22 protein-coding genes and 1 pseudogene are annotated in these 23,534 nt (G+C 51.0%); 18 read left to right on the top strand and 5 right to left on the bottom strand.

From position 1 onward, the window contains the following. The first annotated feature begins 4 nt into the window (after positions 1–4). The 11 genes from cysN (at position 5) to rpoS (ending at position 8,807) form a co-directional block, all read left to right on the top strand. Positions 5–1,429 (top strand): sulfate adenylyltransferase subunit CysN, encoded by a 1,425-nt coding sequence (cysN, locus tag SP99_RS17795; RefSeq protein ID WP_025757070.1) that lies wholly within the window; start codon positions 5–7, stop codon positions 1,427–1,429. Further along, entirely contained in the window at positions 1,429–2,034 is a 606-nt protein-coding gene (gene cysC, locus SP99_RS17790; RefSeq protein ID WP_021241908.1) for an adenylyl-sulfate kinase, read from the top strand. The genes cysN and cysC overlap by 1 nt, the downstream gene beginning before the upstream one ends. A gap of 58 nt (positions 2,035–2,092) precedes the next feature. Further along, the gene (locus SP99_RS17785; RefSeq protein WP_045286500.1) at positions 2,093–2,419 is read left to right on the top strand and encodes a DUF3561 family protein; all 327 of its coding nucleotides are present in this window, start codon (positions 2,093–2,095) and stop codon (positions 2,417–2,419) included. 166 nt (positions 2,420–2,585) lie between these two features. Beyond that, positions 2,586–2,897, top strand: a complete 312-nt coding sequence (ftsB, locus tag SP99_RS17780) for a cell division protein FtsB (protein ID WP_008499609.1) — start codon at positions 2,586–2,588, stop codon at positions 2,895–2,897. Positions 2,898–2,916: 19 nt separating this feature from the next. Further along, a complete protein-coding gene (gene ispD / locus SP99_RS17775; protein ID WP_025757072.1) occupies positions 2,917–3,627 on the top strand; it encodes a 2-C-methyl-D-erythritol 4-phosphate cytidylyltransferase in 711 nt (236 codons plus the stop codon). Then, a complete protein-coding gene (gene ispF, locus SP99_RS17770; RefSeq protein ID WP_008499607.1) occupies positions 3,627–4,106 on the top strand; it encodes a 2-C-methyl-D-erythritol 2,4-cyclodiphosphate synthase in 480 nt (159 codons plus the stop codon). The genes ispD and ispF overlap by 1 nt, the downstream gene beginning before the upstream one ends. Further along, complete coding sequence (gene truD, locus SP99_RS17765) at positions 4,103–5,152, top strand: tRNA pseudouridine(13) synthase TruD (protein WP_025757073.1); 1,050 nt, start codon at positions 4,103–4,105, stop codon at positions 5,150–5,152. The genes ispF and truD overlap by 4 nt, the downstream gene beginning before the upstream one ends. Then, a complete protein-coding gene (gene surE, locus SP99_RS17760) occupies positions 5,133–5,894 on the top strand; it encodes a 5'/3'-nucleotidase SurE (protein WP_025757074.1) in 762 nt (253 codons plus the stop codon). Before truD ends, surE begins: the two co-directional genes overlap by 20 nt. Then, positions 5,888–6,514, top strand: a complete 627-nt coding sequence (locus SP99_RS17755; protein WP_025757075.1) for a protein-L-isoaspartate(D-aspartate) O-methyltransferase — start codon at positions 5,888–5,890, stop codon at positions 6,512–6,514. Before surE ends, SP99_RS17755 begins: the two co-directional genes overlap by 7 nt. A 116-nt stretch (positions 6,515–6,630) precedes the next feature. After that, entirely contained in the window at positions 6,631–7,755 is a 1,125-nt protein-coding gene (nlpD, locus tag SP99_RS17750) for a murein hydrolase activator NlpD (RefSeq protein WP_045286502.1), read from the top strand. 59 nt (positions 7,756–7,814) lie between these two features. Then, a complete protein-coding gene (rpoS, locus tag SP99_RS17745) occupies positions 7,815–8,807 on the top strand; it encodes an RNA polymerase sigma factor RpoS (RefSeq protein ID WP_008499600.1) in 993 nt (330 codons plus the stop codon). A 101-nt stretch (positions 8,808–8,908) separates the two neighbouring features. Here rpoS and SP99_RS17740 read toward each other — a convergent pair whose 3' ends face one another. Then, entirely contained in the window at positions 8,909–9,319 is a 411-nt protein-coding gene (locus SP99_RS17740; protein WP_047959363.1) for a MarR family winged helix-turn-helix transcriptional regulator, read from the bottom strand. 171 nt (positions 9,320–9,490) lie between these two features. On the opposite strand from SP99_RS17740, the gene SP99_RS17735 reads away from it, so the two are divergent. Genes SP99_RS17735 through SP99_RS17725 form a run of 3 tightly spaced genes read left to right on the top strand, consistent with a single transcriptional unit; the run spans position 9,491 to position 11,742 of the window. Continuing rightward, on the top strand, positions 9,491–10,093 hold the full coding sequence (locus SP99_RS17735) for a non-oxidative hydroxyarylic acid decarboxylases subunit B (protein ID WP_047959362.1): 603 nt from the start codon (positions 9,491–9,493) through the stop codon (positions 10,091–10,093). Next, the gene (locus tag SP99_RS17730) at positions 10,083–11,510 is read left to right on the top strand and encodes a non-oxidative hydroxyarylic acid decarboxylases subunit C (RefSeq protein WP_047959361.1); all 1,428 of its coding nucleotides are present in this window, start codon (positions 10,083–10,085) and stop codon (positions 11,508–11,510) included. The genes SP99_RS17735 and SP99_RS17730 overlap by 11 nt, the downstream gene beginning before the upstream one ends. A 10-nt stretch (positions 11,511–11,520) precedes the next feature. Beyond that, positions 11,521–11,742, top strand: a complete 222-nt coding sequence (locus SP99_RS17725) for a non-oxidative hydroxyarylic acid decarboxylases subunit D (RefSeq protein ID WP_003862116.1) — start codon at positions 11,521–11,523, stop codon at positions 11,740–11,742. Between the two features lie 47 nt (positions 11,743–11,789). Here the strand turns inward: SP99_RS17725 and mutS are convergent, their stop codons facing one another. Further along, positions 11,790–14,357 carry a DNA mismatch repair protein MutS gene (gene mutS / locus SP99_RS17720; protein WP_047959360.1) on the bottom strand — a complete coding sequence of 856 codons (2,568 nt, stop codon included), beginning with the start codon at positions 14,355–14,357 and terminating at the stop codon, positions 11,790–11,792. Positions 14,358–14,504: 147 nt separating this feature from the next. On the opposite strand from mutS, the gene SP99_RS17715 reads away from it, so the two are divergent. The 4 genes from SP99_RS17715 to SP99_RS17700 are packed head-to-tail and all read left to right on the top strand — an operon-like array spanning position 14,505 to position 20,444. Beyond that, positions 14,505–15,968, top strand: coding sequence for a tyrosine-type recombinase/integrase (locus SP99_RS17715; RefSeq protein ID WP_047959359.1), 1,464 nt, complete (start codon positions 14,505–14,507; stop codon positions 15,966–15,968). Positions 15,969–15,970: 2 nt separating this feature from the next. After that, positions 15,971–16,615, top strand: a complete 645-nt coding sequence (locus tag SP99_RS17710; protein ID WP_047959358.1) for a hypothetical protein — start codon at positions 15,971–15,973, stop codon at positions 16,613–16,615. Between the two features lie 2 nt (positions 16,616–16,617). Next, a complete protein-coding gene (locus tag SP99_RS17705) occupies positions 16,618–18,597 on the top strand; it encodes an ATP-dependent nuclease (protein WP_047959357.1) in 1,980 nt (659 codons plus the stop codon). Further along, the gene (locus SP99_RS17700; protein ID WP_047959356.1) at positions 18,597–20,444 is read left to right on the top strand and encodes a UvrD-helicase domain-containing protein; all 1,848 of its coding nucleotides are present in this window, start codon (positions 18,597–18,599) and stop codon (positions 20,442–20,444) included. The genes SP99_RS17705 and SP99_RS17700 overlap by 1 nt, the downstream gene beginning before the upstream one ends. A 51-nt stretch (positions 20,445–20,495) precedes the next feature. Here SP99_RS17700 and SP99_RS24025 read toward each other — a convergent pair whose 3' ends face one another. The 3 genes and pseudogenes from SP99_RS24025 to ltrA form a co-directional block, all read right to left on the bottom strand. Then, positions 20,496–20,804: a hypothetical protein gene (locus tag SP99_RS24025; RefSeq protein ID WP_231584253.1), complete on the bottom strand. Its 309-nt coding sequence runs from the start codon at positions 20,802–20,804 to the stop codon at positions 20,496–20,498. Further along, positions 20,768–21,286: pseudogene (locus tag SP99_RS17695) on the bottom strand (IS3 family transposase); the annotation flags it as partial. The gene SP99_RS24025 and the pseudogene SP99_RS17695, both read right to left, overlap by 37 nt. An 80-nt stretch (positions 21,287–21,366) precedes the next feature. Beyond that, positions 21,367–22,875: a group II intron reverse transcriptase/maturase gene (ltrA, locus tag SP99_RS24020; RefSeq protein ID WP_047959925.1), complete on the bottom strand. Its 1,509-nt coding sequence runs from the start codon at positions 22,873–22,875 to the stop codon at positions 21,367–21,369. Between the last annotated feature and the right edge of the window lie 659 nt (positions 22,876–23,534).

Raw genomic sequence — 23,534 nt, 5'->3', positions numbered from 1 at the left:
CGCCATGAACACCACTATTGCTCAACAAATTGCCAAAGAAGGCGGCGTGGAAGCGTATCTGCACGCGCAACAACATAAAAGCCTGCTTCGTTTTCTGACCTGCGGCAGCGTGGATGACGGGAAAAGTACCCTGATTGGCCGCCTGCTGCACGATACGCGCCAGATTTATGAAGATCAGCTCTCTTCCCTGCATAACGACAGTAAGCGTCACGGTACCCAGGGCGAAAAACTCGACCTGGCGCTGCTGGTGGATGGCCTGCAGGCGGAGCGCGAGCAGGGCATCACCATCGACGTGGCCTATCGTTATTTCTCCACCGAGAAGCGCAAATTTATTATCGCCGACACCCCGGGGCACGAGCAGTACACCCGCAATATGGCGACCGGTGCGTCGACCTGTGATCTGGCGATCCTGCTGATCGACGCCCGTAAAGGCGTGCTGGATCAGACCCGTCGCCACAGCTTTATCTCCACGCTGCTGGGGATCAAACACCTGGTGGTGGCCATCAATAAGATGGATCTGGTGAGCTTCAGCGAAGAGACGTTCGACGCGATCCGCCAGAGCTACCTGACCTTTGCTGAACAGCTGCCGGGCAACCTCGACATTCGCTTTGTGCCGCTCTCGGCGCTGGAAGGGGATAATGTCGCCTCCCAGAGCGCGAACATGCCGTGGTACAGCGGCCCGACGCTGCTGGAAGTGCTGGAGACCGTTGAGATCCAGCGCGTGGTCGACACCCAGCCGATGCGCTTCCCGGTGCAGTACGTCAACCGTCCGAACCTCGATTTCCGCGGGTTCTCCGGTACCCTCGCTTCGGGGGTCGTGAAGGTGGGGCAACGCGTCAAGGTGCTGCCATCCGGTGTGGAATCAACCATTGCCCGTATCGTTACCTTTGACGGTGACCTGCAGGAAGCGGGTGCTGGTGAAGCGGTAACGCTGGTGCTGAAAGACGAGATTGATATCAGTCGCGGAGACCTGCTGGTGGATGCCCAGGAAACGCTGGCGGCCGTGCAGGGTGCTTCCGTGGACGTGGTATGGATGGCGGAGCAGCCCCTGACCGCGGGTCAGAGCTATGACATCAAAATTGCCGGCAAGAAAACCCGCGCCCGCGTGGATGGCATTCAGTTCCAGGTGGACATCAACAACCTGACCCAGCGCGAGGTCACCGAGCTGCCGCTGAACGGCATTGGTCTGGTCGATCTGACCTTCGACGAACCGCTGGTGCTGGATCCGTATCAGCAGAACCCGGTGACGGGCGGGCTGATCTTTATCGACCGCTTGACGAACGTCACCGTCGGTGCGGGAATGGTGCGCGAGCCAAACGAGCAGGCGAGCGTGGCCTCGGAATTCAGCGCCTTTGAGCTGGAGCTGAACGCGCTGGTGCGTAAGCACTTCCCGCACTGGGGCGCACGCGATTTGCTGGGAGGTAAGTAATGGCCGCCCATGATGAGAACGTCGTCTGGCATCCTCATCCGGTCACCGTCGCCCAGCGCGAACAGCTCCACGGCCACCGTGGGGTTGTGCTGTGGTTTACCGGGCTCTCTGGCTCCGGTAAATCCACGGTCGCCGGGGCGCTGGAAGAGGCGTTGCATCAGCAGGGAGTAAGCACCTACCTGCTGGATGGCGACAACGTGCGCCACGGGCTGTGCAGCGATTTGGGGTTCAGCGATGACGATCGTAAAGAGAACATCCGCCGGGTCGGGGAGGTCGCCAGCCTGATGGCGGACGCCGGGCTGGTGGTGCTGACGGCGTTTATCTCACCGCACCGCGCCGAGCGCCAGATGGTGCGCGAACGTGTGGGTCAGGATCGCTTTATCGAAGTGTTTGTCGACACCCCGCTGGAGGTTTGCGAAGCGCGCGATCCGAAAGGGCTGTACAAAAAAGCCCGTGCCGGTGAACTGCGCAACTTCACCGGCATTGACGCGGTCTACGAAGCGCCTGAATCGCCTGAAATCCACCTGGAAGGTCAACAATTGGTAACAAATTTAGTAAGCCAATTATTAGACCTGCTCAGACGGGACGATATTATCAGATCCTGAGACGGTATCGTTCGGGAGCTGTCTTCCCGAACGATGAGTCACGGTCACAGGATTAGCTATGCGCAACAGTGAAAATTACATCATCACCACCGGGTCGGAGCCGCTGGCGACCGACGACGAGACGACCTGGTCATTTCCTGGGGCCATCATTGGCTTCGTCTCATGGTTGCTGGCGCTTGGCATTCCGTTTCTCATCTACGGCGGTAACACGCTGTTCTTCTTTCTCTACACCTGGCCTTTCTTCCTGGCGTTAATGCCCGTGGCGGTGGTTGTCGGCATTGCGCTGCACTCGCTGCTCAATGGCCGCCTCCTGTACAGCACCGCGATCACGATTGTGACGGTGGTTCTGATGTTTGGCCTGTTATTTTTGTGGCTCATGGGCTAACTTCAGCCATAATTCAAACCGTAACCAACTGTGTGGCGATATTGTGCAGGACGATTCTGCGGAAAAAATGTGGTACATTTGCCCGCGATGTTGCGGCATCTCTGTTACCCCGGCGTTGTGCTCTGGGGAAGTCTTGGGATGAGGATGCCGTTTTTCAGGGGGCAGGATGGGTAAACTAACGCTGCTGTTGCTGGCTTTGCTAATCTGGCTGCAATATTCGCTGTGGTTCGGTAAGAACGGACTGCACGACTATAGCCGGGTGAGTGATGACGTCGCGGCTCAGCAGGCAACAAACGCCAAACTTAAGGCGCGAAACGATCAACTCTTCGCTGAAATTGATGACCTCAATGGCGGGCAAGAGGCGATTGAAGAACGCGCACGCAATGAACTCAGTATGACTAAGCCGGGCGAAACCTTTTATCGTCTGGTTCCGGATGCGTCTAAACGCAATCAGGGCTCAGCACAAAACAATCGATAATCAGGCCCAGGATTACGACATGGCAGTAACTTTTTCGGACGTATGCGCCGTGGTGCCGGCCGCAGGTTTTGGCCGGCGCATGCAGACAGAATGTCCCAAGCAATACCTCTCTATTGGCGATAAAACGATCCTCGAGCACGCCGTGGCGGCGCTGCTGGCGCACCCACGGGTGACGCGGGTGATCATCGCCATCAGCCCGGGCGATGCGCGCTTCGCGCAGTTACCGCTGGCCAATCACCCACAGATTACCGTTGTCGATGGCGGTGCCGAGCGCGCCGATTCCGTGCTGGCAGGTATTCAGGCTGCCGGAAACGCGCCGTGGGTGCTGGTGCATGACGCGGCGCGTCCGTGTCTGCATCAGGACGATCTCGCTCGCCTGCTGGCGTTGAGTGAAACCAGTCGGGTGGGTGGCATTCTCGCTGCCCCTGTGCGTGACACCATGAAGCGTGCCGAGCCGGGCAAAGCGGCTATCGCCCACACCGTTGAGCGCGTCGATTTATGGCACGCGCTGACGCCACAATTTTTCCCCCGCGAATTACTCCATGACTGCTTAACGCGAGCGCTGAATGAAGGGGCGACCATTACGGACGAGGCCTCGGCGCTGGAGTATTGCGGTTTCCACCCAACGCTGGTTGAAGGACGTGCTGATAATATAAAAGTGACGCGTCCGGAAGATTTACAGCTCGCGGAATTCTATCTTACCCGTTCGACCCATCAGGAGAAGGCATAATGCGAATTGGACACGGTTTTGATGTACACGCCTTTGGCGGAGAAGGCCCAATTATCATTGGCGGCGTGCGCATTCCTTATGAAAAAGGGCTGCTGGCGCATTCTGATGGTGACGTGGCGCTGCATGCGCTTACCGACGCCTTACTGGGCGCTGCGGCGCTGGGCGATATTGGCAAACTGTTCCCGGACACCGACCCGGCCTTTAAAGGGGCGGACAGCCGCGAGCTGCTGCGCGAAGCGTGGCGCCGCATCCAGGCGAAAGGCTACACCCTCGGCAACGTTGACGTCACGATTATTGCTCAGGCACCGAAAATGCTGCCGCATATTCCGCAGATGCGCGTGTTTATTGCTGAAGATCTGGGCTGCCATATGGATGACGTCAACGTCAAAGCGACGACCACCGAAAAGCTGGGCTTTACCGGCCGCGGTGAAGGCATTGCCTGTGAAGCCGTGGCGCTGCTGGTGAAGGCGAGCAAATGACAGATTTCGACAACCTGACCTACCTGCACGGTAAACCGCAGGGGCACGGGGTGCTGAAAGCCAGCCCTGAAGACTTCCTCGTGGTGGAGGATCTGGGCTTTGAGCCGGATGGCGAAGGTGAACATATCCTGGTGCGCATTCTTAAAAATGGCTGCAACACCCGTTTTGTGGCCGACGCTCTGGCAAAATTCCTCAAAATTCATGCCCGCGAAGTGAGCTTTGCTGGTCAGAAAGATAAACACGCCGTCACCGAACAGTGGCTCTGCGCCCGCGTTCCCGGCAATGCGATGCCAGATTTAAGCAAATTTGAACTTGAGGGCTGTAAGGTACTGGAATATGCCCGTCACAAGCGCAAACTGCGTCTGGGGGCGTTGAAAGGTAACGACTTTACGCTGGTGCTGCGTGAAGTGACCGACCGCGATGACGTGGAGAAACGCCTGAATGCCATCAGCGCGCAGGGCGTGCCGAACTACTTTGGCGCGCAGCGTTTTGGGATCGGCGGCAGTAACCTGCAGGGCGCATTGCGCTGGGCGCAAAGCGATGCGCCGGTTCGTGACAGGAATAAACGCAGTTTTTGGTTGTCGGCGGCCCGCAGTGCGTTGTTTAATCAGATTGTGAGCGAAAGGCTGAAAAAACCGGACGCGAATCAAGTTGTTGTTGGCGATGCGCTACAATTAGCGGGACGCGGAAGCTGGTTTGTGGCAACGGCCGAAGAGATGGCCGATGTACAGTCGCGCGTGGACGCCAAAGCGCTGATGATTACCGCCGCGTTGCCCGGTACAGGCGACTGGGGAACCCAGGGCGAAGCCCTGACGGCGGAGCAGTCTGCCGTTGCGGATGCGCAGGCATTACAATCCTTGCTGGTGCGGGAAAAAGTCGACGCAGCACGCCGCGCGATGCTGCTTTATCCGCAGCAGTTAAGCTGGAACTGGTGGGATGACGTGACCGTCGAGTTACGTTTCTGGCTGCCGGCAGGTAGCTTTGCCACCAGTGTTGTCAGGGAACTTATCAACACGTCGGGTGATTATGCGAATATTGCTGAGTAACGATGACGGGATCCACGCGCCAGGCATTCAGACGCTGGCGAAACACCTCCGCGAATTCGCGGATGTGCAGGTCGTGGCTCCCGATCGTAACCGCAGTGGAGCGTCTAACTCGCTGACGCTGGAGTCGTCGCTTCGCACCTTTAGCTTTGAAAATGGCGATATTGCCGTGCAGATGGGCACGCCAACCGACTGCGTTTTTCTGGGCGTGAACGCGCTGATGCGGCCGCGTCCGGATATTGTCGTCTCCGGCATTAATGCCGGGCCCAACCTTGGCGATGACGTGATTTACTCCGGTACCGTGGCGGCTGCGATGGAAGGGCGTCACCTCGGTTTTCCGGCGCTGGCGGTCTCGTTAAACGGCCACACCCATTACGATACCGCCGCCGTGGTGACCTGTTCGATCCTGCGGGCCCTCAGCCGCGAGCCGTTGCGCACCGGACGCATCCTCAATATCAACGTGCCGGATCTGCCCCTGAGTGAGATTAAAGGCATTCGCGTCACCCGGTGCGGAAGCCGGCATCCGGCCGATCAGGTGATCCCGCAGCAGGATCCGCGCGGCAACACGCTTTACTGGATTGGTCCTCCCGGCGAGAAGTGCGATGCGGGCCCGGATACCGACTTTGCCGCTGTGGATGAAGGCTATGTTTCGGTGACGCCGTTGCACGTAGATTTAACCGCGTATAGCGCGCATGATGTAGTGTCGGGCTGGCTGGATCGCGCAGGAGTGAACGCGCAATGGTAAACAAACGTGTACAAACTCTTCTGGAGCAACTCCGCGCGCAGGGGATCCGCGACGAGCACGTGCTTGACGCGCTCGCCCGGGTTCCGCGTGAGAAATTTGTCGACGAGGCGTTTGAACACAAAGCGTGGGAAAACGTGGCGCTGCCCATCGGGCAGGGCCAGACGATTTCTCAGCCTTATATGGTAGCGCGGATGACGGAGCTGCTGGAGCTCACGCCCAACTCCCGCGTGCTGGAGATCGGTACCGGGTCGGGGTATCAGACCGCGATCCTGGCGCATCTGGTACATCATGTCTGCTCCGTTGAGCGGATTAAAGGTTTACAGTGGCAGGCGCGTCGCCGCCTGAAACAACTTGATTTACATAATGTTTCGACACGACACGGTGATGGATGGCAGGGTTGGCAGGCTCGCGCCCCGTTTGACGCCATCATCGTGACGGCGGCCCCACCTGAAATACCTGTGGCACTGTTGTCGCAGCTGGATGAGGGGGGCATTCTTGTTCTGCCCGTCGGGGACGAGCAGCAGCTTCTGAAGCGCGTTCGTCGCCGCGGCGGCGAGTTTATTATCGATACCGTGGAAGCCGTGCGCTTTGTGCCTCTGGTAAAGGGGGAGTTAGCCTGAGACTCGGAATTATCCAGGGTTATTAAGGCAAATTCAGCGTATGGTGTGGCGCGAAAGATTCGTGCCATCACGGTAAATTTTAAGTCACTGGTAGTTAACACATTCCTGGGGGATAAATGAGCGCGGGAAGCCCTAAATTCACCATCAGCCGTGTTGCGGCATTATCACTGGTTTCGCTCTGGCTGGCAGGCTGCACAAGTTCTAATAACGCGCCTGCGCCCGTCAGTTCCGTCGGCGGAAACAGCGGCTCCGGTAACACGTCCAGCGGAATGTTAATCACGCCGCCGCCTAAAATGGGCACTGCTGCACCGCAGCAAACACCACAAATTCAGCCTGTGCAACATCCTGTTACACAGCCAATGCAGGTTCAGCCAGTTGAACAACCTGTTCAGACCCAAAATGGCCGCATAGTCTATAACCGCCAGTATGGGAACATTCCGAAAGGCAGTTATACCGGTGGCAGCACCTATACCGTGAAGCGTGGCGACACGTTGTTCTATATTGCCTGGATCACCGGGAACGATTTCCGTGACCTCGCCCAGCGCAATAACGTGCAGGCCCCATACGGTCTGGAAGTCGGGCAAACGCTGCAGGTTGGCAATGCAACGGGTACGCCGCTTACGCCTGGCAACACCGTTTCCGCAGCCGACGTGACCGCGCAAAATAACAGCGTTAAGCCTGCACAAAAATCCACCACGGTGGTTGCTTCACAACCTGTAATTACGTATTCTGAGGATTCAGGTGATCAGACTGCTAACAAAATGTTGCCGAATAATAAAGGGACTGCGACTGTTGTCACAGCACCGGTAACGGCACCTGTGGTTAGCTCTACTGAACCGACTGCCAGCAGTATGACATCCAGTTCGCCAATCTCTGCATGGCGCTGGCCAACTGACGGCAAGGTTATCGAAAACTTCTCTTCCTCCGAAGGAGGAAATAAAGGGATCGATATCGCAGGGAGTAAAGGACAGGCTATCATCGCGACCGCAGACGGACGCGTTGTGTATGCCGGTAACGCTCTGCGCGGTTACGGTAATCTTATCATCATCAAACACAACGATGATTACCTGAGTGCCTACGCCCATAACGACACAATGCTGGTCCGGGAACAACAAGAAGTTAAGGCGGGGCAAAAAATCGCTACCATGGGTAGCACCGGAACCAGTTCTACACGCTTGCATTTTGAAATTCGTTACAAGGGGAAATCCGTAAACCCGCTGCAGTACTTGCCGCAGCGATAATTTGACGGGGCATGCCAGCCAGGGTGTCTCGTCCAGGGATCACGGGTAGGAGCCACCTTATGAGTCAGAATACGCTGAAAGTTCATGATTTAAATGAAGACGCGGAATTTGATGAGAACGGAGTAGAGGCTTTTGACGAAAAAGCCTTAGTAGAAGAGGAACCCAGTGATAACGATTTGGCTGAAGAAGAGCTGTTATCGCAGGGCGCCACACAGCGTGTGCTGGACGCGACTCAGCTTTACCTTGGGGAGATTGGTTACTCCCCACTGCTAACGGCCGAAGAAGAAGTCTATTTCGCACGTCGTGCTTTGCGTGGTGATGTGGCCTCGCGTCGTCGCATGATTGAAAGTAACCTGCGACTGGTCGTGAAAATTGCCCGCCGTTACGGCAATCGTGGTCTGGCTCTGCTGGATCTGATTGAAGAGGGCAACTTAGGTCTCATCCGCGCAGTTGAGAAGTTTGACCCGGAACGCGGGTTCCGTTTCTCAACCTACGCGACCTGGTGGATTCGTCAGACCATCGAACGGGCTATTATGAACCAGACCCGTACGATCCGCCTGCCGATTCACATCGTCAAAGAGTTGAACGTGTATCTGCGCACCGCGCGCGAGTTGTCCCATAAACTGGACCACGAGCCAAGCGCAGAAGAAATTGCCGAACAACTCGATAAACCGGTTGATGACGTAAGCCGTATGCTGCGTCTCAACGAGCGCATTACCTCCGTTGACACCCCACTGGGTGGCGACTCCGAAAAAGCGCTGCTGGACATCCTGGCTGATGAAAAAGACAACGGCCCGGAAGACACCACGCAGGACGATGACATGAAGCAGAGCATCGTCAAATGGCTGTTCGAACTGAACGCCAAACAGCGTGAAGTGCTGGCACGTCGTTTCGGTTTGCTGGGGTATGAAGCTGCGACACTGGAAGATGTCGGCCGTGAAATTGGCCTGACCCGTGAACGTGTTCGTCAGATTCAGGTTGAAGGTCTGCGCCGTCTGCGTGAAATCCTGCAGGGGCAAGGTCTGAATATCGAAGCGCTGTTCCGCGAATAAGCAACCTTTCGTCAAAAAAGGCCCGTCGTGAGACGGGCCTTTTTCTTTTCTGGTTGATTGAGCACCGCGGTTGACCGGTGTGCGTTTTCATGGGGTCATGGCTATTCCTTAGCCATCATTTTGCTGATCATTGCCGTGAACTGCTTGCGCTCATTCTCGGTTAAACGTCCTAAAAACGCTTCATCCACCGCGTTGCCCACCGGTTTACAGCCTGCAAGCAGGGCTTCACCTTCTGGTGTCAGGAAGACAAAGCGGCGGCGCTTATCTGCCGGGTCGTGCTCGCGTTTGACCAGCCCGCGCGCCTCCATGCGGCTCAGCATTTCCGCCAGAGTCGCTTTCGTGCTGACCGCCACTTCAGTCAATGCCACCTGTTCAATACCCGGATGCTCAGCAATTGAGCGCATCACCGCATATTGCGGCTTGGTCAGTTCCGGTAAGGCATGTTGCCACTGCGCGGTATGCTGTTGAAAAAGCTGACGTAACAGGTGGAACGCCTCTTGTCTTAGTTCCATGAACACTCCGACGGAAAAAATCTCCCTCTATCATAGCCGCTATTGCTATGGATTTTAACGCAGCAACTTTTAGCAATTCGTGTGATCGTGTACGAACGATCTTGTCAGAAAAACGATCCGGGAGTAGTTTATCTATAATGTTCGTATACGAACAAAATGTTGAGGTGCTGAATGAGATTGATCGTGGGAATGACGGGGGCAACGGGGGCTCCGCTGGGCGTGGCGCTGCTGCAGGCGCTGCGGGAAATGCCGGAGGTGGAGACCCACCTGGTGATGTCGAAGTGGGCAAAAACCACCATTGAGCTGGAAACGTCCTGCACCGCGCAGGATGTCGCTGCTCTGGCTGACGTGGTCCACAGCCCGGCGGACCAGGCCGCGACCATCTCCTCCGGTTCGTTTCGCACCGACGGCATGATCGTCATTCCCTGCAGCATGAAAACGCTGGCGGGCATCCGTGCCGGTTACGCCGAAGGGCTGGTGGGCCGTGCGGCCGATGTGGTGCTGAAAGAGGGGCGCAAGCTGGTGCTGGTTCCCCGTGAAACGCCGCTCAGCACCATTCATCTGGAGAACATGCTCGCACTTTCCCGCATGGGTGTGGCGATGGTGCCGCCTATGCCTGCGTATTACAACCATCCGCAAACCGCCGATGACATTACCTGGCATATCGTGACGCGCGTGCTTGACCAGTTTGGTCTGGAGCATAAAAAGGCGCGCCGCTGGAACGGGTTACGCGAAGCGAAACATTTTTCACAGGAGAATAAAGATGGCATTTGATGATTTGAGAAGCTTCCTGCAGGCGCTCGATGAGCAAGGGCAACTGCTGAAAATTGAGGAAGAGGTGAACGCTGAGCCAGATCTGGCGGCGGCAGCCAACGCGACGGGACGCATCGGTGACGGCGCGCCGGCGTTGTGGTTCGATAACATTCGCGGCTTCACCGATGCCCGGGTGGTGATGAACACGATAGGCTCCTGGCAGAACCATGCCATCTCAATGGGGCTTCCGGCCAATACGCCGGTGAAAAAACAGATCGACGAGTTTATTCGTCGCTGGGATAAATTCCCCGTCACGCCTGAACGGCGGGCTAATCCGGCCTGGGCGCAGAATACGGTCGACGGTGAGGACATTAACCTGTTTGATATTCTGCCGCTGTTTCGCCTGAACGACGGTGACGGTGGTTTCTATCTCGACAAAGCGTGCGTCGTCTCGCGCGATCCGCTTGACCCGGATAATTTCGGCAAGCAGAACGTCGGGATCTACCGCATGGAAGTGAAGGGCAAGCGTAAGCTTGGCCTGCAGCCGGTACCGATGCACGATATCGCCCTGCATTTGCACAAAGCGGAAGAGCGCGGTGAAGATCTGCCGGTGGCGATTACGCTCGGCAACGATCCCATTATCACTCTGATGGGCGCGACGCCGCTGAAATACGATCAATCCGAGTATGAAATGGCGGGTGCGCTGCGTGAAAGCCCGTACCCGATAGCCACCGCGCCGCTGACCGGCTTTGATGTGCCGTGGGGCTCTGAAGTGATCCTGGAAGGGGTGATTGAGGGCCGTAAACGTGAAATCGAAGGGCCGTTCGGTGAGTTTACCGGGCACTATTCCGGCGGGCGTAACATGACGGTAGTGCGAATTGATAAGGTCTCTTACCGCACCAAACCGATTTTCGAATCTCTCTACCTTGGCATGCCGTGGACCGAGATTGACTATCTGATGGGGCCGGCCACCTGTGTGCCGCTCTACCAGCAGCTGAAAGCAGAATTCCCGGAAGTGCAGGCGGTGAACGCGATGTATACCCACGGTCTGCTGGCGATTATCTCCACCAAAAAACGTTACGGCGGCTTTGCCCGCGCGGTCGGTTTACGCGCTATGACCACGCCGCACGGTCTGGGCTACGTGAAGATGGTGATTATGGTGGATGAGGATGTCGATCCGTTCAACCTCCCGCAGGTGATGTGGGCGCTGTCGTCGAAAGTAAACCCGGCAGGGGATCTGGTGCAACTGCCGAATATGTCGGTACTTGAACTCGATCCGGGCTCCAGCCCGGCAGGCATTACCGACAAACTGATTATCGATGCCACCACGCCTGTGGCACCGGACAACCGTGGCCATTATAGCCAGCCGGTACAGGATCTTCCTGAAACCAAAGCCTGGGCTGAAAAACTGACCGCCATGCTGGCAGCACGTCAATAAGGAGGAAAAGATGATTTGTCCACGTTGTGCCGATGAACATATTGAAGTGATGGCAACCTCACCGGTGAAAGGGGTCTGGACGGTTTATCAGTGCCAGCATTGTCTGTATACCTGGCGCGATACCGAACCGCTGCGTCGTACCAGCCGCGAGCACTATCCGGAAGCGTTTCGTATGACGCAGAAGGATATTGATGAGGCACCGCAGGTGCCAACGATCCCGCCGTTGTTGTAAAAAAAAGCCCGGTAAGCGCATCGCTACCGGGCAAATACCGCAGAGAACTAAACCAGACTCTTCAACCGATAAATCCACTCCAGCGCCTGGCGCGGCGTCAGGGAGTCGGGGTCGAGATTCTCTAGGGCTTCCACCGCCGGTGACGTCTCTTCCGCAGGCGCCAGCAGCGACATCTGCGTGCCATCAATTTGCGTCGCCGCCGCGTTGGGTGACAGGCTTTCCAGCTCACGCAGCTTCTGACGTGCGCGCTTGATCACTTCTTTCGGTACCCCTGCCAGCGCCGCGACGGCCAGGCCATAGCTCTTGCTCGCCGCGCCATCCTGCACCGTATGCATGAAGGCGATGGTGTCGCCATGCTCCAGCGCATCAAGGTGAACGTTAGCCACCCCTTCCATTTTTTCCGGCAGCTGCGTCAGCTCGAAATAGTGGGTAGCGAACAGCGTCATGGCTTTGATTTTATTCGCGAGACTTTCCGCGCAGGCCCAGGCCAGCGACAGACCATCATAGGTTGATGTTCCGCGTCCCACTTCGTCCATCAGCACCAGGCTGTGCTCCGTCGCGTTATGCAGAATGTTAGCCGTTTCGGTCATCTCGACCATAAAGGTTGAGCGACCGCTCGCCAGATCGTCCGCTGCACCCACGCGGGTAAAGATCCGGTCGATGGGGCCAATCTCCACTTTTTGCGCCGGAACGTAGCTACCAATATAGGCGAGCAGGGCAATCAGCGCCGTCTGGCGCATATAGGTACTCTTACCGCCCATGTTCGGACCGGTAATGATCAGCATTCTTCGCTGCGGTGACAGGCTCAGCGGGTTGGCGATGAACGGTTCATTCAGCACTCGCTCAACCACCGGGTGACGGCCTTCGGTAATCCGAATGCCGGGTTTGTCGGTAAAGGTTGGGCAGGTATAGTTCAGCGTTTCAGCGCGCTCAGCCAGGTTCACCAGCACGTCCAGCTCTGCCAGCGCACTGGCGCTTAACTGCAGGTCGGCCAGATGCGGCATTAGCATGTCGAACAGCTCGTCATACAGCTGTTTTTCCAGCGCCAGCGCTTTGCCTTTGGAGGTGAGGACTTTGTCTTCGTACTCTTTCAGCTCAGGAATAATATAGCGTTCAGCGTTTTTGAGCGTCTGGCGACGCACGTAATGAATCGGTGCCAGATGGCTCTGCCCGCGGCTGATCTGAATATAGTAACCGTGTACCGCGTTATAGCCGACCTTCAGGGTGTCGAGTCCAAGACGTTCGCGCTCGCGGATTTCCAGTTTATCAAGATAGTCCGTCGCGCCGTCGGCCAGCGCGCGCCATTCGTCCAGCTCCGCATTGTAGCCAGGGGCAATCACGCCGCCATCACGAACAAGTACCGGCGGCGCATCGATAATGGCGCGTTCGAGCAGCTCGCGAAGCTCGGTAAATTCGCCCATGGTGTCGCGGAGTTTCTGTACCGGCTCGCTGTCAACGTCACTCAACTGAGCACGCAGCTCTGGCAGTTGCTGGAATGCGTGACGCATCCGCGCGAGATCGCGTGGACGCGCGGTCCGCAGAGCCAGACGGGCCAGGATACGCTCCAGGTCGCCCACCTGGCGCAGGACGGGCTGTATCTCGGTATAGCGATCCTGCAACGCGGCAATCGTCTGCTGACGGCAAACAAGCGTTCCGGTATCGCGAATCGGCATGTGCAGCCAGCGTTTCAGCATGCGGCTGCCCATGGGGGTCACCGTACTGTCGAGGACCGAGGCAAGCGTATTTTCGACGCCCCCCGCCAGGTTCTGGGTGATCTCCAGATTACGGCGCGTGGCGGCATCCATGATGATGCTGTCCTGCTGGCGCTCCATGGTGATCGAGCGGATATGCGGCAGGGCGGTGCGCTGGGTATCTTTCACGTACTGCAGGAGGCAACCTGCCGCACACAGCCCGCGTGGGGCATTTTCGACACCAAAGCCAATCAGATCGCGGGTGCCAAACTGCAGATTCAGCTGCTGGCGCGCGGTATCAATTTCAAACTCCCACAGCGGACGACGGCGTAACCCGCGGCGGCCTTCAATGAGCGCCATTTCGGTAAAATCTTCGGCATAGAGCAATTCTGCCGGATTGGTGCGCTGTAGTTCAGCAGCCATCGTTTCACGGTCAGCCGGTTCACTCAGACGAAAACGTCCGGAGCTGATGTCGAGCGTCGCGTAGCCAAAGCCTTTTCCGTCCTGCCACAGTGCGGCAAGCAAATTATCCTGACGCTCCTGCAGCAGAGCTTCATCACTGATGGTGCCTGGCGTGACGATACGCACGACTTTGCGTTCCACCGGACCTTTGGACGTCGCGGGATCGCCGATCTGTTCGCAAATGGCGACGGACTCCCCCTGATTCACCAGCTTCGCAAGGTAATTTTCTACCGCGTGATGGGGGATACCTGCCATAGGAATGGGCTCACCCGCCGATGCACCACGTTTGGTCAGCGAGATGTCGAGCAACTGCGATGCACGCTTAGCATCGTCATAAAACAGCTCGTAAAAATCGCCCATACGGTAAAACAGCAGGATTTCCGGATGCTGTGCTTTCAGCTTCAGATACTGCTGCATCATTGGCGTGTGGTCTAATAGATCCTTGTCAATAGACTCATTCATATTGATTTTACTCGTTTTTTAAGTCTTTTGGGTACTCAGGTGGCCCCATGTGAAACCCTTAAAAACCCATGTGAATTGTTAAATTTGTATACCAGAAGTATTCTAGCTACTATCTCGTATACACACTTGAACTGCTGGTATACATCGATGAAAATGACACTCAATCAGTCGATTATAATCAATAAGTTATCTATCGACGTCAAACCAAGTCTCGATCAAGATGGGCGAGTAGTGTACTTACCCAACATAGACAGAAAACCTTATCTTATCACTGACAGCCATCGTGATTCACCAGTCGGCTTCGGTGTCAAAATCAGTGCAACGAAAAAGACCTATATCGTTCAGCGACGAGTGTCTTCTCCTGGCAATCGCCCTAAGACAGGGGGAAAATCTCCATCGGAGGTTATCAGGTCTACAATTGGCAATGTCTCTGATTTCGCTAACATCGATCAAGCCCGCGAGGTTGCTCGCAATTTAGTTAAAACCATGAAGTTGACCAAAAGGAACCCTAACAAGATAAAACGGGAGTCCGATGCTTCTGAACTCACTATCAGTGAAGTGTTTGCACAATACCGCCAGCATCTGCAGGGTAGAGCGAAACCAGCTAAACCCAACACCTTGGCGGTATTAGATAAAGCAGAAAACAGGCTTTCTGAGTGGGCTGGTTTGCGAGTTAAAGATCTTACTGGTAATGAAATTCTTCGGAAGTTTGATGAGATTGCTTCAAGAGCCAGAACAGCAGCGGAACAGACCTTTAGGTGGGCGAATGTTGCTGTAAAACACGCAATAGAGATTGAAGCTGGGAATGCTCAGACCCAGCAACGACAACCTTCTCTATCTTACAACCCTTTCAGTATCTTAAAGGTACAGAAAAAGTTTAGGACACGTTCTGAGCTTGAAGATAGTTATCGGGCAAAAGGTGTCAGAAACCCCTTATCACCAAAGGATACACTTGGTCGGTTCTTGACTGCATTGTTCAACAAGAGAAGCTTCAACCGGCTTGGGTGCGATTATCTGCTACTTACCGTTCTCTTAGGTGCTCGTAAGGAAGAAACAGCTTCTCTGTGTTGGCGAGAGTCTCTTACAAAGGAAGAAGCTAAAACGACAAGCTATGTTGACCTGAGTAACAGAACTATCCGTTTTTACGACACTAAGAATCGAAACGATCACGAGCTTCCGATTTGTGATGCTGTCAAAAGAATTTTGGAAGATAGAAGAGACATAGTAAACGATACGGTAACCCGGAAGGACAAACAGAAGTGGGTTTTCCCGGCCCGTTCTTCTCGAAGTAAAGTTGGTCACTATTCCGATAGTAAAAGTCTAAGGGAATATATCTGCCAAGAGGCGGGAATCCTGAAGCTTGGTATGCATGATCTACGAAGGACATTTGGTAGGGTTGCTGAAGAACTTGTTTCATATGCCGTCGTTAAGAGACTGCTCAATCACAGAAATACAACAGATCCAACAGAAAGGTATGCAGAACCTGATCAAGAACGGATTTTTGAAGCATTACAAAGGATTGAGTTGCATATGCTTATGACTGCTCCTAAATTATACAATGTGTTACTTGCTTCGGCTAAGTATCCTCCATTACCTGAAACGAGGGAGTGAAGATGAGTGTGGTGGAAGTTTTGCGGGAGTATTCAGAGGTATGGAAACTATTTGGTCAAATGCCTGATTCTGCCACTGTAAATAGTGAGCTTGCTTCTGTCTTTCTTGGCATAAGCATCAAAACCCTTGCCCGATATAGACAAAATGGGGGAGGGCCACCTTATATCCAATACCAAGCAGAAGATACGAAAGCGAGAAATCAGCGGGTTCTCTATGTATTAGGTGATCTGCGAGTTTGGAGAGATATCCATAAAGTAAGTAGTTCAATGCATGGTGCTCAGGTTCGTGGCTTGGCTTTTACATCATTGACCGATTTTATAGAAGAACATCCTTTTATTGTTAAAAATAAAATCATCCAAAAAAGGAAAATAAAAAGGTTAGGAGTTAGAGATTCAGATACTGACATATACGATGATGTCATCTTAGGGCATATACTCTGTGTGGAAGAAACAGTTTTAACAATCCAAATATCTAATAACGACTTGCAAGTTATTTGGATTTCAATTGAAGAAGCGTTGAAAAAACATTGGGAAGATAACGATAATAAAAATATATTTTTAGAATGTTTTAAGCTGTGCTCACAAGAAATCATTACAAATGCAGAAATAATTAGTGATTATAATTTTTTAAAACAGCAATTGAGGTGATAATGAAAATTACACAAATGGAGATCAAAGGCTTTAAGAGCTTTGATAATGTAGGGCAAACTATAAATATAAATTCATTCACCAGCTTAATTGGAGGGAATGGAACAGGTAAAACGGCTGTTCTCCTCGCATTGACAAGGATGTTTGGTGTCAAAAGCTCCGATAGAATTATTCAAGTTGATGATTTTTATGTTCCTCCTGGAGATGAAATCGATACTCAAGATGAAAGAGATCTATCAGTTCGTGTAAAATTCGAATTTGCAGACCTAAAAGACGGTGAGGACGATTCGGTTGCAGATTTCTTTAAGCATTTAATTTCAAGTGAAGCAGGAGAGATCCCATTCTGTATAGCAAAATTAAAAGCAAAATGGACAAAGACTAATCTTGCTGAAGGCGATATAGAAAGCGATCTGGTATGGGAAATAGGGGAGTCTGAAAAAAATATAACGGCATATGAAAGATCAAAAATTCATGTCCACTATGTCCCTGCTTACCGAGATCCGGCCCAACAACTGAAGCAAACAGCCGGAACCATCATGCACCGTCTGATAAATGCAGTCGAATGGTCTGAACAAATGGGGGCAACAGTTGCTGAGGTTGCTGTTTCAATCGGAAATCAGTTCCAAGAAGAAGTCGGAGTCCAGACAATAACATCTTCATTAGGCAGAAATTGGAAATCCCTTTTCACTGGTGGTTACTTCGAAGAACTCCAAATTAAGCCAGTAGTAAATGGTATTGAAGATGTATTAAAACATATCGACACTGTGTTTTTACCAAGTCCAGATACTCAACCATTGCCAACTGAAAGATTGAGTGATGGTATGAAATCATTATTTTATTTATCTTTAGTTAAATCTGCATTTGATATTGAAGATGAGATAATAAATTCTGATGGCAAACAATTATCGATATCAGTAGAAGCATTAGACCCTCCAAATTTAACGATAATATTAATAGAAGAACCCGAAAACCACCTTTCACCACAATACTTAGGAAGAATAGTTAAGCTGTGTGAAGAGATATCAGAAAATGATCGAGCACAAGTTGTTTTGACAACACATGCACCATCTTTACTTAATCGGGTCGAACCTGATAATATAAGATATTTCCGGCTTAATGATAATAAAAACACAGTTGTCAAGGAAATATTATTACCAAGCGATGATGAAGATGATGCAGACAATGTTGATACTTTCACATATGTTAAGGAAGCTGTAAAAGCATATCCGGAAATTTATTTTGCAAAAGTTGTCATTCTTGGTGAAGGTGACAGCGAAGAGATTGTTATACCGAAAATAGCACAAGTAAATGGAATTGAACTTGATACTTCATTAATAACATTTGCGCCATTAGGTGGGCGATATGTTAATCATTTCTGGAAACTTTTAAATGAGCTTTCAATTCCTCATGTAACTCTTCTTGATTACGATTTCAGAAGAGGCGGCGGTGGATGGGGAAGAATAAAATATATCATTAACCAATTGCTTAAAGTCGGATGTGATGAAGATATAGTACTTCAAACAGAAGGAGGCAAACTCACTTTAAAAGAACTTAATGGAATGCATGAATGGAAAGAAAACGAGAAAGATGAAAAGTCATGGATAGATTTTTTCGAAACCTACAATGTTTATTTTTCATATCCATATGATTTAGATTGGATAATGTTAAATTCATTCCCAACAAGCTACCATTCTTTTATTCCTGATAATGGTGGCCCAAAAATCCTCCCAAAAACTGATGCTCAGTATATTGATAAAACAAAAAATGCTATCGCTTCAGTATTGAAGAAAGATGCTGAAGATATAGATATCGATTCTTTTGAGGATCATGAGGAATATTATTGGTATCGATATTTATTCCTTGGCAGAGGTAAACCTCTCTCTCATAACTATGTTTTGAAGAAACTCGATAACGATTCATTGAAAAATAATGCACCAGATGTATTGAAAAATTTGATCGAAAAAGTGAGGGGGCTTCTCTAATGACAATAATAAAAGATGATGATTGGGTTCTTAAAGACATTCAAGAAGTTGAAGAAGAAGCTATGAGGGTAATAAGAAACAGTGCAGAACATAATCTCGTTCTTGCTGGCCCTGGAGCAGGTAAAACAGAATTGTTAGCACAGAAAGCATGTTTTTTAATTGAAACAGGAAAGTGTAGAAGCAAAAAAATAATTGCATTATCTTTCAAAAAGGATGCGGCCAAAAATCTTCAAGATAGAGTAAACTCACGGCTTGATTCAAAATATAGACACAAATTTGAATCAACAACATTTGATGCATTCTGTAAAAGTATTGTTGATCGCTTTAAAAGCACTATTCCGGAATCTTATCGTCCATCAAATGACTATGAAATAATCTTTCCAAATAATAATGACTTAGTTGAAGAAATTAAAAGAGAGGCCGTAGGCTTTGAAGGATTAACATCTGAAGAATTAAATAAATTACAACCTTATAATTTTGAAGAGAATTATATAGTAACTCCTTATGATAAAGCATTAGAACATTCTGTTGATGGCAGGATAAGACGGTTTGTGTGGTTACACTTATTAAAACCAAAATCAAGGCTTTCATTTAAGATGATTAATTTTCTTGCTAATTATATTATTAGTAGGAATCAATATTTATCTAATGCTATAAATTCAACATATGACTATGCTTTTATCGATGAGTTTCAGGACACAACATATAGGCAATATGAGATTTTTAAGAGCATATTCTTGGGTAAAAAAATAAAAATAACAGCAGTCGGTGATACAAAACAAAGAATAATGGGTTGGGCAGGTGCAATGCACAATGCTTTTGATGTGTTTAAAAAGGATTTTGGAGTCGAACAACCTAATGAATTAGTTAGCAATAGAAGGTCATTAAAAAACCTCATAAATTATCAACGCATGATGGAAGCTTTCATGAATCATGCTGATATAAAGCCTGATATGATGTTGATTGAAAATGAAGGTTCAGCTAAGTTACTACAATTTGACGAAAGTAGTATTGAAGGGGCATATATAGCATTATGTATCCAGCAATGGATTGCTGAAGGGGTAAATGAAAGAGATATATGTATACTGCTAAGAAACCCGGCTAAACAATATACAGACGATATCATTTCAGCATTGCAATATTTGAAAATACAATGTCGCCTTGAGAACGAGTATCAGGATCTTTTAAATGAAGCTGTAGTACAGTTACTTTTACAAATGCTAATGTTTGTCTGTAATAGAAAATCCATAGAAAGCTGGGCCACTACAATGGAGCTTCTATGTAATATAAGAGGAGTAAGTAAAAGAGGTGATGTTACACGGTTAGAAAAAGAACTTAGCCAGTTTATTAAATCTCATCGGGTAATTAAAGAAGAAATTGTCGATTATTTATATTCATTATTAAGTATATTTGGTGTCGATAAAATAAAGTCTTACTTTCCGCAGTATATGAGTGGGAATGGTTTAGAATATAGCATAGAATTACTTTCTCGCCACCTCGATAAGTTAGATGTAAAAGAAAACACATCAGAAGCCATTGATTTATTACTTGGCAATAAAACGATACCTCTTATGACCATCCATAAAAGTAAAGGGTTAGAGTTCAGGAAGGTCATCGTTGTGGGTCTTGAACCTGGTGCCTATTTTGGTAAAGAAGAAGAGCAAATAGAAAATCAAAAAACAGTCTTTGTGGCATTTTCAAGAGCCATTGAAGAAGTATTAATGACTCGTTGTAAAATAAGAAACAATAGTTATGGCAGGTCTTTCAAGCAGAATTGTAATGATATACCGTTAATAACAAACATGATAACTTATTGTGGTATCGAGGCTGAAGACTATCAAGGTTGAAAAATGATGGCGATTCCAGATCGCCATCATTTCTATTTTGTTTTTTGCATATCAAAATTGAAATTGCTTCCGATTTCGTTTATAACATTCCAATGTTAACTGGCTTTTTGAAGATTTTATTATTTTATAGGATTGATTTTTCCCATCTGCCATACTCTCCTCAATACTTGGTAACTTTTCATTGTTTATCTCCTCTATTTTCATTGGGTCTAAACCTTCGTTATTTAAAACCAGCTTGATAGGTTTTGTTTTTAAGCTGTTTAATGATGTAATTAATTCATTATCATATAGTTGCCAATCACCAGCACCGTCAGAAAGATAGTCTATGAATATATGGTCACCTTGAGCTGGAGTGACCACGCTCCGGTAGACAGTTTCTGTCCTCTCGGCGAGGCCTTTTCGAAGGCCTCCGGGCTGACGCCACCGAGATGGCTGTGGCGTCGGTTACGGTTGTAGAACACTTCAATGTAATCGAAGATATCCGCCCGGGCCATTTCCCGGGTTTTATATATCCGCTTCCTGATGCGCTCTTTTTTGAGTGAACTGAAGAACGATTCTGCCACTGCATTATCCCAGCAGTTTCCGCGACGGCTCATGCTTGGCGCCAGATTGTTGGCCCGGCAGAACCGCTGCCAGTCATCACTGCCATACTGACTACCCTGATCGCTGTGCACAATGACGTTTTCTGAAGGCTTACGCCGCCAGACCGCCATCAACAACGCATCCAGTGCCAGCTCGCGCGAAAGTGTTGGTTTCATCGACCAGCCCACCACATTACGGGCGAAGAGAGCGATGACCACTGCCAGATACAGCCAGCCCTGCCAGGTGCGGAGTAGAGTAAGAGGCAGGGCGTAGTCGGACTATTTCCCTGCCTCTCCTCTCCGAACCGGACGTGCACCTTTCAGCGCATCCGGCTCTCCATTTAAACGCTGGCGAACGCCATTGCCACTTCAGTGTAGCGCGATGTATACGTGTTTCTGGTTTCCGTCCTCAGGTAAGGGTTACCTTCGGGCAGTCGCCAGCGGAACAGCTTCTTGCCTTGCCCCACCAACCGGTACAGCACTTCACCGCAGAGCTTGCCGTTATTGGTTTTACCAAATAAAACCCACGTTTTGCTCTGACCTGGTTTCGGCGATTTACACCACCACCTCATCAGGGATGCAATACCGGTACGGTATTTGCGGGCCAGCCAGTGAGCCAGCTTCCAGAACACCACTCGGTCAATATAACTGAAGACTTTGGCCTTAAAATCAACGAACTGATAGAACATGGCCCAGCCCTTCAGTTTCCGGTTGAGGGTCTCAACCATATCGACTTTGCTTTCACTGTAATTGCCCGATAACAATGCCGTCAGCGATGCGGCGAAGTTTCTGGCTTTCTCCTTCGGGATCGTCGACACCACCCGCATATCGCAGTAACGACTGCGTTTGCGGATGATCTTGTGACCCAGAAAGATAAAACCGTCGTTTACATGGGTGATTCTGGTCTTGTCCATGTTCAGCCTGAGTTTCAAGCTGTCTTCAAGCACGCCACGACACTCCTCCCTGATGGCTTCCGCCTGTGCTCTGGTGCCTTTGACGATAAGTACAAAATCATCGGCATAGCGACAGTAAGCAACGGCAGGTTTCCATTGCCAGTTTTCCCTGACTGCAGTACTCCGGCCCCGCTGGATACTGTGATTCCAGTACCAGCGATCCTTTCTGGCCTTCCCGCTCAGGTAGCGTTTATGCAGGTGCTGATCGAACTCATTGAGCATGATATTCGACAATACCGGCGATATTACGCCGCCCTGTGGCACACCCTCACTGGCAGCGCGAAAGAGGCCAACATCGATATGTCCTGCTTTGATGGTGTTCCACAGCAGAGCCATGAAACGTGCGTCACTGATCCTGCGGCGTACGACTTTCATCAGCAGTCGATGGTGTACAGTGTCAAAGTAGCTGGACAAATCACCTTCAATCACCCAGCGTCCCCGGGTTTCTCCACAGTCGGTGAGCTGTAATTTCACCGTGCGGATCGCGTGGTGGACACTGCGTTCAGGCCGGAAGCCATACGAGAGCGTATGAAAATCACTCTCCCATATCGGCTCCATCGCCATCAGCATGGCCCGCTGAACAATACGATCCCGCAACGCGGGGATACCCAGTGGTCGCAGTTTGCCGTTGCTTTTCGGGATGTAAACCCGTCTGGCAGGCAAGGGCTGGTAATGACCTGAGAGAAGTTCATCCCTGAGGATTTGCAGCTCAACAGCCAGTCTGGGCTGCAGCGTTGCTTTATTCACACCATCAATGCCGGGAGTATGTGCCCCCTTTGATGAAAGTGTGATCCGTGCCGCTTCAGCCAGCCATTCTGGTCGTGTTATCAGACGGAGCAGCCGTTCAATCCGTCGGGACGGATCGGTGGCTGCCCATGTGGCAAGCTTGCGTTGCATTTCGCTGATTATCAAAGGTCTTCACCTCATTAGGTCAGTTAGTTCTCACCGCAAACACATCTAAACTGCTCCCCTTCGCCATGTAATGGGTTTTCCCCATCGCGGACTACTACGGAAGCTCCGCCAGCCAGCGCGTCATCGGAGCCATGCCTCCTTAACATCCGTCGCTGACCTTCCCCGGTTTACCTGTCTGGACTCAAACATACTGAGGAGGCTGCCCGTCGCACTCTTTATCCTTGCTTGCTGCAAGTTGGCAGAAGTCAGCAACGCGAGTGTGATAGGCGTTGCTGTCCCGGTGTTTCGCATACATGTCAAAACACTTTCGTCCGACATTGCATATCTGTCATTGTCGGTGCCTTCTGCACGGCCTGTCAGATCACGTAGGCCGTGGTGACGTTTTCAACCCACAGAGGCGGATTAACGGGTTCATGTTCTTCAGCCTTTCAGTACTCAACCTTGAGGATCATCTCGGCTTAGTGATCTCGCCTCAATCCCCGTTGTCAGCGGGTTACATCACCCTGCAGGCATGCCGCAGGTCACTGCCGCTCAGGTTCTCCACCGTCACACCCGGTGGGATTGTTGGGCTCCTCATCGTGAGTTACCGGTTCAATATTCCAGACAGACTCGTGGTTCATTTGAGCATCCATGCTCACCCTGAA

Origin of the sequence: Enterobacter sp. BIDMC92, assembly GCF_001030225.1 — a bacterium.
Classification (GTDB): Bacteria; Pseudomonadota; Gammaproteobacteria; order Enterobacterales; family Enterobacteriaceae; genus Enterobacter; species Enterobacter sichuanensis.
The sequence above is the reverse complement of the archived record's forward strand: the minus strand, read 5'-3'. Positions and strand labels throughout refer to the sequence as shown.